This window comes from Bacillus sp. Medicinal_06, from assembly GCF_056711665.1.
Genome location: NZ_JBWYHD010000006.1, coordinates 170,748 through 189,516, shown reverse-complemented (window position 1 = coordinate 189,516; position 18,769 = coordinate 170,748). Strand labels below are relative to the sequence as shown.

Annotated in this window: 3 protein-coding genes; all 3 read left to right on the top strand. The window is 39.0% G+C overall.

The window, feature by feature from the left end:
* Positions 1-17: 17 nt before the first annotated feature.
* The 3 genes from AC1M36_RS16475 (at position 18) to AC1M36_RS16465 (ending at position 18,719) form a co-directional block, all read left to right on the top strand.
* Entirely contained in the window at positions 18-7,613 is a 7,596-nt protein-coding gene (locus tag AC1M36_RS16475; protein ID WP_431612937.1) for an amino acid adenylation domain-containing protein, read from the top strand.
* Positions 7,614-7,642: 29 nt separating this feature from the next.
* Positions 7,643-17,926 carry an amino acid adenylation domain-containing protein gene (locus tag AC1M36_RS16470; protein ID WP_431612935.1) on the top strand — a complete coding sequence of 3,428 codons (10,284 nt, stop codon included), beginning with the start codon at positions 7,643-7,645 and terminating at the stop codon, positions 17,924-17,926.
* A 61-nt stretch (positions 17,927-17,987) separates the two neighbouring features.
* The gene (locus tag AC1M36_RS16465) at positions 17,988-18,719 is read left to right on the top strand and encodes a 4'-phosphopantetheinyl transferase family protein (protein ID WP_336453350.1); all 732 of its coding nucleotides are present in this window, start codon (positions 17,988-17,990) and stop codon (positions 18,717-18,719) included.
* Positions 18,720-18,769: the final 50 nt, after the last annotated feature.

The window sequence follows — 18,769 nt, the reverse complement described above, 5'->3', positions numbered from 1 at the left end:
CGATCTGGAGTGATTTGATGTTTGACGTTTCTAGGGTAAAGGATTTATGCCAGTTATCCCCGACACAAAAAGGGATGCTGTTTCACGCACTAAAAGATGAAAATAATGATACTTATTTTGAACAGATGGTCTTTCTAATTGAAGGGGAACTTAATGTCCCCTTCTTGGAAGAAAGTTTCAATCGTTTGATTGAAAAGTATGATGTGTTAAGGACGGTTTTTCTTTACTCCAAAATTAAAGAGCCAACTCAGGTTGTATTAAAAGACCGGAGAACCAGAGTAAGCTTTGAAGATATTTCACATATGTCCCAAGAAGAGAAAACGATGTTTCTAGAAGAATATAAATTGAGGGATCGACAAAAGGGCTTTAATCTCCAAAGTGATATGCTCATCCGCCTTGCCGTATTAAAAACAAAAATGAACCAGTTTCAAATAATATTGAGTCACCACCATATCTTAATGGACGGCTGGTGTATGAGCATTATCTTAAATGATCTTTTTAAGTATTATGTCGATTACATTCAGGAGATACCTATTTATCTGGAAAAAGGGCTGCCGTATAGTACATACATTCAATGGCTGGATGAGCAGGATGATGTAGTAGCCCGAGGGTATTGGAAGAAGTTTCTTGAGGGCTATAGCGGTGTTAAGGGAATTCCATATAATTGGTCTGCGCAGGAACCCACAGATTTTATGCATCAAGAAATAAAGTTCAGCTTTAATAAAGATATAACTCGGAAAATATCGCAGCTTGCCATGTCTAAACAAGTTACAGTAAATAGCGTTTTTCAAACGATGTGGGGTATTATGCTGCAGAAATTGAATAACACTGACGATGTTGTATTTGGTTCAATAGTTTCTGGCAGACCAGCGGACATTCCAGATGTAGAAAAGATTGTTGGGTTATTCATAAACACGATTCCTGTAAGAATTACAAGCAGTGAGAATGATACATTTCATCAGTTAGTAGAGAAATCACAGGAGAAGGCACTTGCTTCCAGTCAGTTTGATTATGTTTCGTTGGCAGAAATACAGGAAAACACCAAATTTGGTGAGCAGGTGTTTGATCATATTGTAGCTTTTGAGAATTTTCCTGTAGCTATGGATGATTTTGATCATAATCAAGAACAAAAGTTAGGTTTCCGCATTGTGGGATTCGAGGCTTTTGAACAGACAAATTATAAATTAAGCATTCAGGTTCATTCTGGTGATGAGATTAGCGGCAAGATAATATTCAATGGCAATGTCTATAACTCTGAATGGATGAAAAATATCCCCGGACATTTACAAGAGATTGCTACTCAAATCATCGAGAATCCGGAAATCAAGATAAAAGATATACAGATTATATCTGAAAAAGAGATAAAAAGACTAATAGATATGAATAACATCTGTAGCCAATATCCAAAAGAAGAGTCCATCTGTTCACTTTTTGAGGAGCAGGCAGCGAAAACACCTAATAATGTCGCTTTGGTGTTTGAAAATAAGGTTCTCACATACAAGGAACTCAACAGAATGGCTAATCAGATTGCACGTAGCTTGGTAAAGCAGGGAGTAAAGAAAGGGCAGACGGTCGGACTTCTCACGGAGCGCTCGTTTGAAATGATTGCAGGTATACTGGGCATTCTTAAATCTGGTGCTGCTTACCTTCCGATCGATCCAGGTTATCCGGCGGAACGGATTCAATATATGATTGATGACAGCGGAACCGAACTTGTAATTCTTCACGGAGGCGTTCTTCCGGACACCTATGAAGGGAAGGTTCTTACAATTGAGGAAGCTTTAGAGGAAAGGGATTCTTCCAATCTAGGTAGGGCTTCCGGGCCAGAAGACTTAGCTTATATTGTCTATACTTCAGGATCTACTGGGAAACCGAAAGGAAATCTGACTACCCATCGGAATGTCATCCGGACGGTCATTAACAACGGCTATTTGGAAGTGAAAGAAACTGACCGGTTCCTTCAGTTGTCCAATTATGCATTTGACGGTTCTACCTTTGATATTTATGCATCACTTCTTCATGGAGCGCGGTTGGTGCTCGTTCCGAAGGAAACGGTTGGAGATGCTCTCCGGCTCTCACGCCTAATCCAAGAAGAACAGGTAACAATTTCGTTCATGACAACAGCGCTATTCAACACGCTTGTGGATGTGGATCTTGAAAGTCTAAAAGGGCTGCGAAAGCTCCTGTTTGGCGGTGAAATGGTGTCAGTCAAACATGTGCGAAAAGCATTGAGGGCAATGGGAGAAGACAGGCTCATTCACGTATACGGACCAACCGAAACAACAGTGTTTGCCACGGCTTGCCCTGTTACTGAGTCTATGATTAACCTCCATACGGTGCCGATTGGGAAGCCAATCAGTAATACATCGGCTTATGTTTTAAGCCCTAGTGGTCAGCTTCAGCCGGAAGGGATTCCTGGAGAGCTGGTTATCGGAGGAGACGGAGTCTCCCGCGGATATCTGAATCGACCAGACTTGACAGAAGAGCGTTTTGTGGAGAATCCTTTCGTGCCTGGCGATCAAATCTATAAGACGGGGGATCTTGTCCGCTGGATGCCAGATGGAAACCTTGAGTACTTGGGAAGAATAGACCAACAAGTGAAAATAAGAGGGCATAGGGTAGAACTCGGAGAAGTGGAAACAAAGCTTCTTGAATTCCCTGCTGTACGGAAAGCCTTTGCTACGGACTATCAAGATGTTAACGGCCATTCTTATTTATGTGCTTATATTTCAGCTGAAGGAATAATCAATATCGAGGAAATTCGTGATTGTATTGCCAAAAAGCTTCCGGACTATATGGTACCTACTTTTATTTTGGAACTGGAAAGGTTGCCGCTCAATGCTAATGGGAAGGTGGATAAAAGTAAGCTTCCTAAACCTCAGGTTCTCAAAGAGAAAGAAAGGAAATACTTTGAACCAGTAACTGAAACAGAAAAGGTGCTTGCAAGTATATTTGAAGAGGTGCTTAGAGTGCAGCCGGTCGGCCTTTACGACAACTTTTTTGAACTTGGTGGCCACTCACTAAAGGCTATGATCCTTGCCTCTAGGATTCAAAAGCAGCTAGATACGGAAATTCCTATTAAGGCTATATTTTCTTCGCCAACTGTAGAAAAGCTGGCGTCCTTTATTACTGCTGCTGGTAAACAAGAATACCGTTCAGTTAAAAAAGCATCCAAAAGGCCGTTTTATCCGGTGTCGTTTGCTCAGAAAAGAATGTATGCAGCTCAGAAGCTTGAAGAAGCTAAAGGTGGGACAAGTTATAACATTCCGATTATTGTTGAAGTTAATGGAGAACTTGATATAGAGCGGATTTATCAGGCGTTCTGCTCTTTAATGAGCCGACACGAGTCACTCAGGACAGTGTTTCTGTTCAAAGAAGGAGAGCTTGTGCAAGAAATTTACGAAGAAGTTGAATTCCCATTTGAATTAATCAAGGGTGAATTATTTGAAATGCCAGATATTATTGAAAGTTTTATCAAACCTTTTGATCTTAGCAAGGCACCTTTGTTTCGTGTTAAAGTTGTGCAGATTAAGGACGATCATAATATCTTAATGATGGATATGCATCATATTATTTCAGATGGTGTATCTACAAATATTCTGTTGCAGGATTTTGCAGAATTGTATCAAGGAAATAAATTGAATGACTTACAAATACAATACAAAGATTATGCAGTCTGGCAGCAAGAACAGAGTCAGGTTGAATCATTGAAAAAACAAGAACAGTATTGGTTAAATACACTTTCTGGGGAGCTTCCAATTTTAGAGTTACCGACGGATTTTATTCGTCCGCCGATTAAACAGTTTTCGGGGAAGACATTCAGTTTTCGGGTCAATAATGAACTGGTGCTTCGTTTGAAAGAAATTTCTTCTGAAGAAGAGTCAACATTTTTTATGGTGCTGTTGGCAGCCTATAATATCCTCCTTTCAAAATATACTGGGCAGGAAGATATAATCATTGGTTCACCAATTGCTGGAAGAACACATGCCGATTTGGAAGAAGTAATAGGTGTTTTTATTAATGTTCTCCCTCTTAGAAATCATCCTGTAGGAACACTTACATTCCGAGAGTTCCTTCTTCAGGTAAAAGAACAGGTGTTGCAGTCTTATGAAAATGCCGATTATCCTTATGAAGAACTCTTGGAAAAGCTTAATTTACAGAGAGACTTTAGTCGGAATCCCTTGTTTGATACAATGTTGAACTTGCAGAATATGGAAATGAAAAACTTGGAAATACCAGGATTATCTTTTAATTCCTATAGCTGGGATTATAACAATACAAAATATGATATTAACTGGGACATTGCTGAAACTGAGCAAGGAGAGCTTTATATTTCTATAGAATACAGTACAAGCCTGTTTACCCAAGATACTATAGAAAGAATGAGAGATCATTTTCTTCATCTGCTGTATCAGATAGTTGAAGATCCTGAACAAAAGCTGTCAGATATGATTCTGGTGACAGAGGAAGAAAAACATCAGCTTCTGTATACTTTTAACCAAACTGAAAAGCCGTTCCCGAATGATAAAGCAATTCATCAACTGTTTGAGGAACAGGTTCAGAGAACACCTGAGCTTGTAGCCGTAGTTTTTGGTGACGAACAGCTTACTTATCGAGAGTTGAATTCTAGGGCTAATCAACTTGCAAGGCTTTTAAGAGAAAGAGGAACGGTTAGGGAAGAGTTGGTTGGAATCATGGTAGACCGCTCTCTTGAAATGATTGTCGGTATTCTGGGTGTACTAAAAGCAGGTGGAGCTTATGTCCCACTTGACCCGTCATATCCTGAAGAAAGGATTCGCTATATCCTTGAAGACAGTGGGGTTCAACGCCTTTTAACACAAAGTAGTGTGAAAATTATGGAAGGCTTTACGGGAGAGACTATTCTGATTGATCAGCCTCATGTGTATAACGGAGCTGATGAGAATCTTGAACATATCAATCAGGCAGAAGATCTGGCCTATGTTATATATACATCGGGGTCGACCGGAAAACCGAAAGGTGTGTTAATAGAGCATCGAGGCGTAAGTAATTTGCAGCTCATGGCTGAAACATATGGCATACGAGAGGGAAGCAGGGTCCTTCAGTTTGCTTCTTACAGTTTTGATGCTTCTGTGGGAGATATTTTTCATACGCTATTATCGGGTGCTACCCTTTATATCTGTGATAAGGAGATTTTTCTTTCTGGGCAAGAGTTTGTTAAGTGGTTGGAAGAAAATGCGATAAATTCCATTCCTTTTATTCCCCCATCCATGTTAAAAGCACTTCCGTTTGCTGAACTGCCAGATTTACATACGTTAAGCACCAGCGGGGAAGCGTTACCTGTAGATCTGGTGAAAGTATGGGGAAGAAACAGGAGATTTTTAAATGCATATGGACCTACTGAAACAGTAGTGGATGCTACTATTGGCGAATGCAGTCCAGAGCTGAATAAAGTGGTGATTGGAAAACCAATTGCCAATAAGCGTGTTTATATCTTTAATAAAGACCTCCAGCTGCAACCTATAGGGGTTCCAGGAGAACTCTTTATAGGAGGAGAGGGAGTAGCTCGCGGATATTTAAATAGAGGAGATATGACAAAGGAGCGTTTCATTGTTAATCCATATCAAGTGAATGAAAAGATTTATAGGACGGGAGATATTGTTCGCTGGCTGTCCGATGGAAATATAGAGTTTTTAGGCCGGAATGATGAGCAAGTAAAAATCAGGGGCTACCGAGTTGAATTGGGAGAAATAGAAACCAAGCTGACTGAACATGCTTTTGTCAAAGAAGCAGTCGTTGTTCTCAAGGATCGTAATTTATGTGCCTATATCGTTTCTGAGAGAGACTGGATGGTTACAGAGATGCGCCAGCACCTGCAGAAAGAGCTGCCTGAATATATGATCCCTTCATACTTTATAAGGCTGAATTCTCTACCGCTTACACCTAATGGGAAAATAGATAAGAAATCTCTTCCAGAACCTGATTTTACGATGGACGAAGGAACGGAGTACACTGCACCTCTCTCTGAAATGGAGAAGCTGCTTGCAGATGTATGGAAGGGAGTTCTACGGGTGGAGCGTGTAGGAATCCATGATAATTTCTTCGAACTGGGAGGTGACTCTATTAAAGCCATTCAGATCGCTGCAAGGTTAAATGAGCTCAATTTAAAGCTGAACATGATGGAAATGTTTAAAAATCCAACTATATATGAATTGAGTCCATTTATTGAGTCTTTCCAGACAGAAGCCAAACAGAGTGCAATTGAGGGAACAATTCCTCTTACTCCTATACAGCATTGGTTTTTAGAACAGGAATTTGAAAGGCCAGAGCACTTTAATCAATCGATGATGTTGTTTAGGAAAGAAGGATGGAAGCCTGAATTAATAGAGAACTGCTTCAGAAAACTATGCGAGCATCATGATGCATTGCGGATTGCTTTTTCTTTGGATTCTTCCTCTCAGTATAATCGGGGAACACAGGGGATTGAGTGCACTGTAAAAAACTTTGATTTTAGGGGTATGGAAAATCCTGTTTCTTTAATTGAGAAGGAGGCAAATCGAATACAGGGAAGCATCCAGTTTTCTAATGGCTCGCTTTTCAAGCTGGCAGTGTTCAACACAGAAGAAGGTAGCCATTTGCTAATCGCCATTCACCACCTGATAATAGACGGAGTATCATGGAGGATCCTCCTTGAGGATTTTTACCGCCTATATGAAAAAGGGGATGATTCTCTTCCGGCAAAAACAACTTCTTATCAGGATTGGGCTAATGGACTTGCACAATACGTATCGAGTCGCAAAAATGAAAAAGAGGTTGTTTATTGGAGAAACATTCAGTCTAAGACAATACCAACATTGCCTAAAGACTATCAGTATTCAGGTAGGCATCTATATGAAGATTTACAAATAGAAGGGATATTGTTAAACAAAAATGAAACCATCATGCTTTTAACTGAGGTACACAAGGTATTTCAGACAGAAATTAATGATCTTCTTCTAGCTGCTCTCGCAATGACAATAAAGGAGTGGACAGGAGAAAATACTCTGGCCGTTAGTCTGGAAGGTCATGGAAGAGAAGAGTTGATAGATGGAATGGATCTAAGCAGAACGGTAGGATGGTTTACAAGCATATTCCCCGTCATCTTTGAACTGGATTCAGGCAATATGGCATCTGTTATTAAGACTGTTAAAGAGACCCTCCGAAAGGTACCAAAAAAGGGAGCTGGGTATGGAGTTTTCAAGTATTTAAATTCAAGTGTAGCTATAGGAAAGACGATAGAGCCTGAAATTAGTTTTAACTACCTTGGAGCTTTTGAAGAAGACGATGTTCAACTCTACTCTAGCATGCCGATGGGCCGACAAATTAGCGGAAAGAACCATCAGGAGCATTTACTTGAATGGAATGGAATGGTGGTAGGAGGAGTTTTACAGATTAATATCAGCTACAATCCAAAGGTATTTAGTAAGAGAACTATTAAGATGCTGGGAAGCCTTTATCGTCAAAATCTAGTCGCTCTGATGAAGTTTTGTAGCGAAAAAGATGAAATCGAGCTTACTCCAAGTGATTTCAGTGAGAATGATATGACTCTAGACGAGTTGGACAATATTTTTGAAGTTTTCGAATCAAAAAAATAGCCTAGATAAATAAATTAGGAGTGAAGTAGATGTTTGACAGAAAAAACGTCAAGGATATTTATCGGTTATCCCCCATGCAGCAAGGAATGTTATTTCACACAATTAAAGATCAGAAAAATCAAGTGTATTTTGAACAACTGTCCTTTGATATAGAAGGTTCTGTGAACATAGATTGTCTAATAGCTAGTGTTAATGCTCTCATAGAAAAGTATGATGTTTTAAGAACTATATTTTTATATGAAAAAATAAAGCGTCCGATGCAGATTGTATTAAAGAACAGAGAAGCATCAGTTTATACTGAGGATATTTCAAATATGCCTGAGGCACAACGTTCGGCTTACCTAAAGGAATATAAAAAGAAAGACCGGGAGAGAGGTTTTGACCTCTCCCGGGATCTGCTTATTCGGTTTTCTCTTTTTAAAACGGGAGAAAGTACAAATCTACTACTGATAAGCAGCCATCATATTCTGATGGACGGCTGGTGTATGGATGTTGTTTTAAGTGATTTATTCAATTTCTATTATATGTATCTTAATAATCTCCCAGTAAAAGTTGAAAAAACAATCCCGTACAGCTCCTTTATTAGGTGGCTTGATGAACAAAATGAAGAAGAGGCGAGATCTTTCTGGAAGAACTATCTTCACGAATATAAAGAGATATCGAGAATTCCTTATCATAAGCTATCTAACTCTTCAGAAAATGTTAGAGAAGAGTTGCATTTTGGACTGGGAGAATCTCTTACGGGGCAGTTACAGCAGTTGGCTAATATGAATCAGGTTACGATGAATACACTTATTCAAACATTCTGGGGGATTCTCCTGCAAAAATTAAATGATACCAGAGACGTAGTTTTCGGCTCTGTTGTTTCGGGAAGGCCTTCAGAAATTTATGGGGTCGAAAAGATTGTCGGATTGTTTATTAATACTATTCCTGTTAGGGTTTCAGCTACTGAAGAAGAAACGCTGGTGGGATTAATTAAAAAAGTTCAAGAGCAATCCCTGCTTGCTGGAAAATATGATTATTTATCACTTGCGGATATTCAAAGCAATGGGGAAGTATCAGGTATGTTATTTGACCATATTATGGCTTTTGAAAATTATCCAGTAAACTCTTCGGAGCAAGTAGAACATGCTACGGGGGGGATTGGATTTACTGTAACAGGAATGGAAGCCTACGAACAGACAAACTATGACTTGGCGATTCAGCTCCATGCAGGTGAAGAGTTAAATGGAAAAATAACATATAACGGAGCTGTCTATCCTAAAGAGCTCATTAAAAGACTGCCTGTTTATCTCGAGAAGTTGGCCCAGGTGGCAGTAGAATCTCCTCTTACTGCCATTGGAGACATTAGTCTTGCTACAGAGGAAGAACTAAAAATATTTGAGAAGTGGAACCAGACTACTACAGATTATCCGAAGGATAAAGTGCTTTCTGAGTTATTTGAAGAACAGGCAAAACACTTGCCTGAACAGATAGCTCTAGTGTTCGGAGAGCGGTCTATTACCTACAGAGAAGTAAATGAAAAAGCAAACCAGATAGCTAAACATCTACAAAAGTCGGGAGTATCTCGAGGAAAGACAGTTGCTCTTCTGATGGAACGTTCGGCAGAGATGATAATCAGCATGCTCGGTATTTTAAAAGCTGGTGGTGCGTATCTTCCTATCGATCCAACATATCCTTCAGATCGAATTCAGTATATGTTGGAGGACAGTGGTACGGATCATTTAGTCGTTCAGGTACAAAAACTAATTCCTAATTTCTTTAAAGGTCATGCTCTTGTTTTAGAAGAAGGCGAATGGATGCAGGAAGGAAAGGATGACCTTGCAAAGGAAAATGTACCAGATGACACAGCTTATATTATTTACACATCTGGTACCACTGGGAGACCGAAAGGTTGCCAAATTTCTCATCGAAACGTTATTAAAACAATAAAAAATAACGGTTATATTGAAATCACAACGGACGATCGTTTTCTTCAGTTATTGAATTATGCTTTTGATGGTTCCGTGTTTGATATATACAGTGCCTTGTTGAATGGAGCTAGACTCGTGCTTGCTCCAAACAAAGCTGCTAGCGATCTTAAGGAAATTGCAAGGTTAATGAAAGAGGAAAATATTACGATATCCCTTATGACCACGGCATTGTTTAATGTAATTGTAGATGAGCAGATATCTTGTTTGAAAAACTTGAGAAAAGTCCTGATGGGCGGCGAGAAGGCTTCTATAAAACATGTTCGCAAAGCCGTCAATTATCTAGGAGATAACCGGATAATTAATGTATATGGTCCAACCGAAACAACGGTATTTGCTGCTACGTATGAAGCCGATCATCAAATAAACTCTTTGGATTGTATTCCTATAGGTCGCTCAATAAATAATACACAGCTGTACGTTGTAAGCCAATCTGGTCATCTCCAACCAATGGGTGTTTCTGGGGAATTATATATAGGCGGAGATGGAGTAGGCAAAGGTTATTTAAATCAAAGTGAGCTTACAAACAAATTCTTTATAGATAATCCTTTCGGTGAAGGTAAGGTATATAAAACTGGCGATTTAGTACGCTGGCTACCTAATGGGAATTTGGAATATCTGGGAAGATCGGATCAACAGGTGAAACTCCGTGGACATAGAATAGAACTAAGCGAGATCGAGGCTAGGCTAGCTGAATATCCTGGCATACAAAATTGTGTAGTAGCTTTAAAAGGGGAAGGATCGAATGGATCTTACTTATATGCTTATTATGTGGCTGAGTTGAAAGTAGAAACTGTAGCGTTGAAGAAATTTTTACAGGAAAAGCTTCCTAGTTTCATGATTCCTGCAAGATTTGTGCAGCTGGATGAAATTCCACTCACCTCAAATGGGAAGGTGGACAAAGGCAGTCTGCCGGAAATACAGGAAACTCATGACCCTCGACATCAAAAAGCAACTACACAATTAGAGCAGCAGCTAGTTGTCCTTTATCAGGAAGTTCTTAACAGGGAGAAGATTGGAATCTATGATAACTTCTTTGAATTAGGCGGTCATTCTTTAAAATTAATGATGCTTACTTCAAGAATATCTAAAGAATTAGCTGTAGATATTTCCTTTAGAGACGTATATGCTAATCAAACTGTAAAGCAGTTGGCAGACCATATAAATTCTCTAGAAAAAAACATCTTCGAGGCGATTAATCCTGCGCTTGAAAGCGAGTTCTATCCAGTATCTTATGCTCAAAAGCGGATGTATCTGGTTCAGGAAATTGAAGGGGATGACAGCACGCACTACAATATGCCAATTGCATTGGAAATTAAAGGTGCACTTCAGAAAACAAAAGTAGAGACCATTATGCAATCATTAGTGGATAGGCATGAGTCTCTTCGTACCTCTTTTCATATTAAGGATGAGCAGATTGTTCAAAAAATTCATCAGCGTGTCGATTTTCAGTTTGAAATCATTTCTTCCTCAGGAAGAGATGAATCAGTACTGGTAGAACAGTTTGTACGACCATTTAATTTACAAAGTGGTAGCCTATTTAGAGCAGCGTTAATTGAGAAATCAAGTGAAGATTTTATTCTCTGTCTAGATATGCATCATATTATCTCTGACGGAGTGTCTGCCAATATTCTATTTCAGGAGTTTGTATCTTTGTACCGTAACGAAAAGCTGCCTGAATTATCTGTTCAATATAAGGACTACAGTGTTTGGCAACAGAGAGAAGATCAGAAGCAGAAAATTCAAGAACAGGAGGCATTTTGGCTAAATAGGTTTACTGGAGAGATACCGGTTTTGGACATGCCTTCAGATTTTCCGGAGCGTGCAGATAAACTGTCCAAGGGAGAGACTTTTCATACGGAAATAAATGCGACTCTACTGGAAAAATTAAGAGACCTTTCTATCAGAAGTGGAACTACGCTGTTTACAACGCTCTTGGCTTCGTTTCATATTTTCCTTTCTAAATATACCAGTCAGGAAGATATTGTGGTGGGTACTCCTATCTCCGGTAGAGGTCATACTGATCTTGAAAGAATTGTAGGAATGTTTGTCAACACATTGGCAATTCGTTTGCAGTCTAATTCTAGTCTTACATTTAATGAGTTTCTTGCCAAAGTAAAAAATGAAACTGTTCTTGCGTTTGATCATGCAGAATATCCTTTTGAAATGTTAGTTGAAAAGCTGAATCTTTATCGAAATTCCGGTAGCAATCCACTTATTCATACTATATTTACTTTACAAAGTGAGAGTTCGTCTGCTGATGGAATTCCTGATCTTACGGTAACCCCTTACGAATGGGAGTGGGGAAATTCAAAATATGATTTTACACTTGCTGCAACAGAGGGGGAAAGTTTAAGGATTTCAGTGGAATATAATACTGGAAAATTTAAAAGAAGTACTATTAAGAGAATGCTTAAGCATTTTGAATGGATTTTAGAACAAATTACTAAAAATCCTGATATGTTATTAAAAAGCATTGAGATAGCCACTCCGCATGAAAAGGATATGGTCTTAGAACAGTTTAATAGCACTTATAAACACATTCCAACAAATAAAACTATACATCAGCTTTTCGAAGAACAGGCGGAAAAAGCACCTGGATATCCTGCTGTCATATATAAAGATGAGGTTCTTACGTACGGGGAATTAAATAATCAATCAAATAAGCTGGCCAAAATGTTGAGAAAAGCCGGCGTTGGTCCTGAGACAGTAGTGGGAGTAATTATGAATCCGTCTTTAGAAATGGTTGTAAGTACTCTTGCTATTCTTAAATCAGGAGGGGCTTTTTTGCCAATTGATCCTAAATTGCCTGTCGGTAGACAAGTTTATATGCTTGAGGACAGTTCTGCTGATCATTTGGTGGTCCATACGCTTAATCAAATTCCGGAATCTTATGGCGGGAACACTTTTTGTTTAGAGCAGCTATCCTCATCAAACGAAGATGAACCGAACCTTGAGAGTATCATCAAGCCAGACAATCTTGCCTATGTTATCTATACGTCTGGTACAACAGGAAGACCTAAAGGTGTGATGGTAGAACATCTTTCTCTCGTAAATCTGTGTTTTTGGCATAATCACGAATTCCAAGTCATGCCAAAAGACCGAAGCGCAAAATTAGCGGGATTTGGTTTTGATGCTTCTGTATGGGAGATATTCCCTTATTTAATTGCCGGATCTTCTATTTATATAGTAGAAGATGATATTAGGGGGGATGCAGTTGCCTTAAACAGCTACTTTGAGAAAAACGAAATAACCATCAGCTTTCTGCCTACCCAGTTAGCAGAACAGTTCATCCCTCTCAACAATAGCTCATTAAGAATTTTGTTAATTGGCGGAGAGAAAGTTAGAAAAGTAAGTAGCGCACCATATAGAATCGTAAATAATTACGGTCCTACTGAAAATACCGTTGTGGCAACCAGTTGCACACTCTTTGAAAATCAAATGGAATATCCGATTGGGCAACCAATATGGAATAACCAAATTTTAATTCTCAGTCCCGATGGAAATGTGCAGCCTGTCGGCATTCCTGGAGAATTATATATTGCGGGGAGAGGGTTAGCCAGAGGTTATATGAATAACCCTTCTCTTACTGAAGAAAGATTTGTGAAAAATCCTTACTCAGATGGTAAGATGTATTCAACTGGAGATGTAGCACGATGGCTTCCAGATGGCAAGATTGAGTTTCTTGGAAGACAAGATAATCAAGTGAAGATAAGAGGCTTTCGAATAGAGATAAACGAAATAGAATCCTGCCTACTTCAGTATCCATCAATTCGAGAAGCTGTCGTTTTGGCTCATGAGAGTGAAAGTAAGCGTTATTACTTATGTGCATATATAGTATCGTCTAATAAAGCTGATTACAGTGAGATTCGGCGTTTCTTACTTGAACAACTTCCTGAATATATGGTGCCAGCTCATGTCATTCAACTTGATCATATTCCATTAAATCCAAACGGGAAGATAGATAAGAAAAAGCTGTTAGAAGTTAAAGAATTTACTTTACCGGTTTCAAAATATACAGCACCAAGTAATCCTCTTGAGAAAAAGTTGGTAGCTATTTTTAAGGATGTCCTAAAAGTTGAGCAAATTGGCGTTCATGACAATTTTTTTGAGAGGGGAGGACATTCGCTTAATGCCACTATTCTTCTCTCAAGGATTCATAAGCAGCTTAACATAGGAATTAAATTACGTGAATTTTTTGCTAATCCTACAGTTTCTGGGACAGCACAGCTCATGCGACAGGAAAAAAATACTCGGTACCTTTCAATTCAGAAAGCTGCAGAACGGCCTTCTTACCCAGCTTCTGCCGCTCAGAAGAGAATGTTTATAGTCGAACAGCTGGATGCCCAGAACGATGGAACGAATTATAATATGCCAATTGTTATGGAAGCTAAAGGAAATCTGAGTGCGGAAAATGTTGAAAAAGCGTTCAAGTCATTGATAGCTAGACATGAGGCTCTTCGTACGTCTTTCCATTTGGAGGATAATCATCTTACTCAAGTTATTCATCATCAAGATATACCTTGGAGTTTGGATGTTGTTAGAGCATCAGAATCTGAAATTGAAAATCTTGTAAATAAATTTATAGTACCGTTTGATTTGCAAAAAGCTCCATTATTCCGTGCTGTTTTACTTGAAATTAGTCCCGATCGACAACTTATTATGATGGATATGCATCATATAATAGCTGATGGAATCTCGGCTAATATTCTTTTAAGGGACTTCTGTGCTTTATACCAAGGGCACAGCCTGCCGGACATCACTCTGAACTACAAAGATTTTGCTGTTTGGCAGCAGGAAGATGAACAGATTGAGAAGTTAAAGACCGATGAGGAATATTGGTTAAATATGTTATCAGGGGAGCTTCCTGTGTTGGATCTTCCTACCGATTTTACACGACCACCTGTAAGGCAGTTTAAAGGAGAAACCCTTGAATTTTCAGTGGATAGCTCTATTTTGAAAAAGTTGAAGGAACTCTCAGCTTCAGAAGGGGCAACTTTATATATGACTTTATTAGCTGCCTATAATGTACTTCTTTCTAAATATACAGAAAAAGAAGATATTATCGTCGGATCTCCAATTGCCGGTAGGCCTCATGCTGATCTTGAAGAAGTAGTTGGTGTATTTATTAATGTTCTTGCTTTAAGAAATAGACCGGAAGGAAGTTTGAGTTTCCGTGAATTTCTTGCAAATGTCAGAACGGAAACCTTGAAATCTTACGAATATTCAAATTATCCTTTTGAAGAGCTTGTAGAAAAGTTAGATCTAAAACGGGATTTTAGCCGAAATCCTATATTTGATACGACATTTAGTTTGCAGAATTTTGACCTGGACATAGCTATAGGAGAGGAACTGCAATTTAAGCCATATGAGATTGAATGGAAAAGCTCGAAGTTTGACCTAAGCTGGATATGTCAAGAGGGTGAATCTCTTTATATAACACTAGAATACAGTACAAGCCTGTTTACCCAAGATACTATAGAAAGAATGAGAGATCATTTTCTTCATCTGCTGTATCAGATAGTTGAAGATCCTGAACAAAAGCTGTCAGATATGATTCTGGTGACAGAGGAAGAAAAACATCAGCTTCTGTATACTTTTAACCAAACTGAAAAGCCGTTCCCGAATGGTAAAGCAATTCATCAACTGTTTGAGGAACAGGTTCAGAGAACACCTGAGCTTGTAGCCGTAGTTTTTGGTGACGAACAGCTTACTTATCGAGAGTTGAATTCTAGGGCTAATCAACTTGCAAGGCTTTTAAGAGAAAGAGGAACGGTTAGGGAAGAGTTGGTTGGAATCATGGTAGACCGTTCTCTTGAAATGATTGTCGGTATTCTGGGTGTACTAAAAGCAGGTGGAGCTTATGTCCCACTTGACCCGTCATATCCTGAAGAAAGGATTCGCTATATCCTTGAAGACAGTGGGGTTCAACGCCTTTTAACACAAAGTAGTGTGAAAATTATGGAAGGCTTTACGGGAGAGACTATTCTGATTGATCAGCCTCATGTGTATAACGGAGCTGATGAGAATCTTGAACATATCAATCAGGCAGAAGATCTGGCCTATGTTATATATACATCGGGGTCGACCGGAAAACCGAAAGGTGTGTTAATAGAGCATCGAGGCGTAAGTAATTTGCAGCTCATGGCTGAAACATATGGCATACGAGAGGGAAGCAGGGTCCTTCAGTTTGCTTCTTGTAGCTTTGATGCATCAGTTGAAGAGATTTTTCACACATTATTGGTTGGTGCTACCCTATTTATTTGTAGCAAAGAACAACTGTTGTCTGGTGAAGAATTTGTTCGATATCTGGAAATAAAATCCATAAACACTCTTACAGTGCCTCCATCTTACTTAAGGGCGCTTCCGCAAAGTGAATTGCCGAGCCTTACTACATTGGTAACAGCTGGAGAACCTTGCTCGAAAGAACTGATTGCCCAATGGGGCTATAATCGCCGATTTATAAATGCTTATGGTCCCACCGAAGCTACGGTTTGTACTACACTCTCTGATGAAGTAGAGGAAAAAGTAAGTATCGGACGTCCTATAAATAACAAAAAGGTTTATATTATAAATCCATTAGGTCAATTGCAGCCTATTGGTGTCCCTGGAGAACTTTGTATAGGAGGTGAAGGACTTGCAAGAGGATATTTAAATCAGCCTTCACTAACGGCGGAACGTTTTATTGATCATCCACTACTACCAGGAGCGAGAATATATTGTACAGGTGATCAGGCAAGATGGCTTCCAGATGGGCGAATTGAATATTTAGGCAGACAGGATGAACAAGTGAAAATTCGCGGTTATAGAATTGAGATTGGAGAGATAGAGGCTACCTTGTTGAATTTTCCTGATGTAAAAGATGTAAAAGTTATCTGCCGAGAAGATACAAAAGGAAATACTAGTCTCTGTGCGTATGTTGTTCTGAGCGGCGAATTGGAGGCAGGTGAACTGCGACGTTATCTGGCAAGTAAGCTTCCGGAATTTATGATTCCAGAACACTTCCTGCAGCTAGACTCTTTCCCTTTTACTAGCAATGGAAAAATAGATAAGAATAGACTCCCAAGTCCTAAACAAAGAAGGGTCGGAAAGTATACTTTTTCTTTTTCTGATCCTATAGAACAAAAATTATCGGATTTATGGGAAGAAATTCTTGATGTTCCCAATATAGGTATTAATGATAATTTCTTTGAATTGGGAGGACAGTCACTGAAAGGCATAATCTTTGTTTCAAGGTTACAGCAGGAACTGAATATAAAGCTTACCTTAAATGATCTTTTTCTATACCCAATCTTGAAGGATTTAGCTGATAGCATACGGAATAGAATGAATACCGAACAATACAGCTTTACCGTTCAGGATCCGATTGGATCTGAGATAAAAGGAATAGGAACTGCTAATTTTGAACCGTCTTATAAGATTCCAGCTTATGTTAAGCCAGAATTATATACCGAACAAGAGGTTCTTATAGGCTCAGGGGATATAAAAATTCCGGCTACATTGACAATACCAAAGAAGAAAGGTCCAATTCCTGTAGTAATCCTAATTCCTGGAGACGGCGAGGTAGACCGTGATTCGCGCTTATATGCACTTAAGCCGTTTAAAGATATTGCCCTGGGGCTGGCAAGCCAGAATATAGCTGTTTTACGTTATGAAAAACGAACGAACAAACGTTTTAAGTTTTTTAAAGACTATACTGTATCGGATGAATTTACTGAAGATGCAGTTCAGGCAGTAAAGTTTCTAAGGGAAACAGACAAAATAGAAGTAGATGACATTTTCCTGGTCGGACACTGTCGGGGAGGATGGATGCTTCCTGATATCTTGGATAGAAAAGAAATGGAAGGGATAGCAGGGGGAGTTGTACTATCTGCTCCAAATCCCCAGGTTTCTGCAGTTGAGATGCTTCTGAATAAAACAGACTTACCTGGTTTATCTTCCGAAGAATTGAAACTGTGCAGAGAGCAACTGAGGATGATTCAATATCTTCCTATCGATAAAATTAACCCGGAAAAGTTTCGCTTAGCTCCGAGTGTTAAATGGTGGCATAGTTTAAAAGATTATATTCCTAGCCAGTCCCCGATACTAAAAGATTTTCCGTTCTTAGTACTTCAGGGAGGAAGGGATATTAATATAACAGAAGATGATTTCGAAAAATGGAAGGAAGTTTTGTCGGAGAATAGGAATGCAGTATTTAGCTATTATAAAAAGTTAAATCACGCTTACGTAGAGGGAGAAGGACCTGGAACTATGGAAGAGTATCTGCTTCCTGGTAATGTTCCTGAGTATATAGTAGAAGAGATAGGTAATTGGATCAAAGAAAAAATTAAGGTTGTGAACTAGTGAAACAAGATGCCTATGCAGTTTTAAAATGCATAGGCACTCTAGAGAGTGGGTGATGAACATGATTACATTATATGCAGTCAGAAACTCGGTAAGTTGGGATAGTATAGAAGTTGATGGAATATTAGAGACTATTCATCTGGCAGACAAGGTAAGAATCCTTAAATTTAAAAAAAATGAAGACAAAATGAGGGCGCTTCTAGCAGTACTTCTAGCCCGCTATGCTCTTGCTACTGTTCTTCAAATGCCAGAGGAGGAACTGATTGTTGAGCGTCTTGAAAATGGACGGCCTTTTCTTAAAGAACCAGCTGAATGGAAAGGTGATTTTAACCTTACCCATTCTGGCGAATGGGTAGTATGTGCCATCACCTCGGCTGGGAGAATAGGAGTAGATACGGAGAAGATTGAGGAAATTGATATAAATTTATTTAAGAGTGTTCTTACAAGAACTGAGTTAGAAGTACTTACTGGTAACAAGGAAGATTCCATCCCTACTTTTTTTAGTTTATGGTCTCGAAAAGAATCATTTGTGAAAGCATTAGGAACAGGATTATCCTATCCTTTGGAAAAAGTGGAGTTTGTTCCTATACCAGCTTCTGACAGTTATCAAGTTTACCTGTTGGGTGGGAACTTTATCACTTCTTGGTATTGTAAAGATTTTTATTTGGATAAGGGATATAGTTTAGCGGTTTGTACAGATAAACTGCCCTTCCCTGAATCCCTAAACTTTCTTGATGCCTCAGACTTATTAAGCGGGCAGATGTCGACAAGCTATGTCAGTATAAATGAATAAGTAAAAATATAATAAAATTCAAGGTTAGAAAAATAAAAAAGGAGGAGTCA

What these genes read in the sequence shown, in the direction of transcription:
- AC1M36_RS16475 (WP_431612937.1), top strand. Translation starts at nt 18, where the DNA reads ATGTTTGACGTTTCTAGGGTAAAGGATTTATGCCAGTTATCCCCGACA.
- AC1M36_RS16470 (WP_431612935.1), top strand. Translation starts at nt 7,643, where the DNA reads ATGTTTGACAGAAAAAACGTCAAGGATATTTATCGGTTATCCCCCATG.
- AC1M36_RS16465 (WP_336453350.1), top strand. Translation starts at nt 17,988, where the DNA reads ATGATTACATTATATGCAGTCAGAAACTCGGTAAGTTGGGATAGTATA.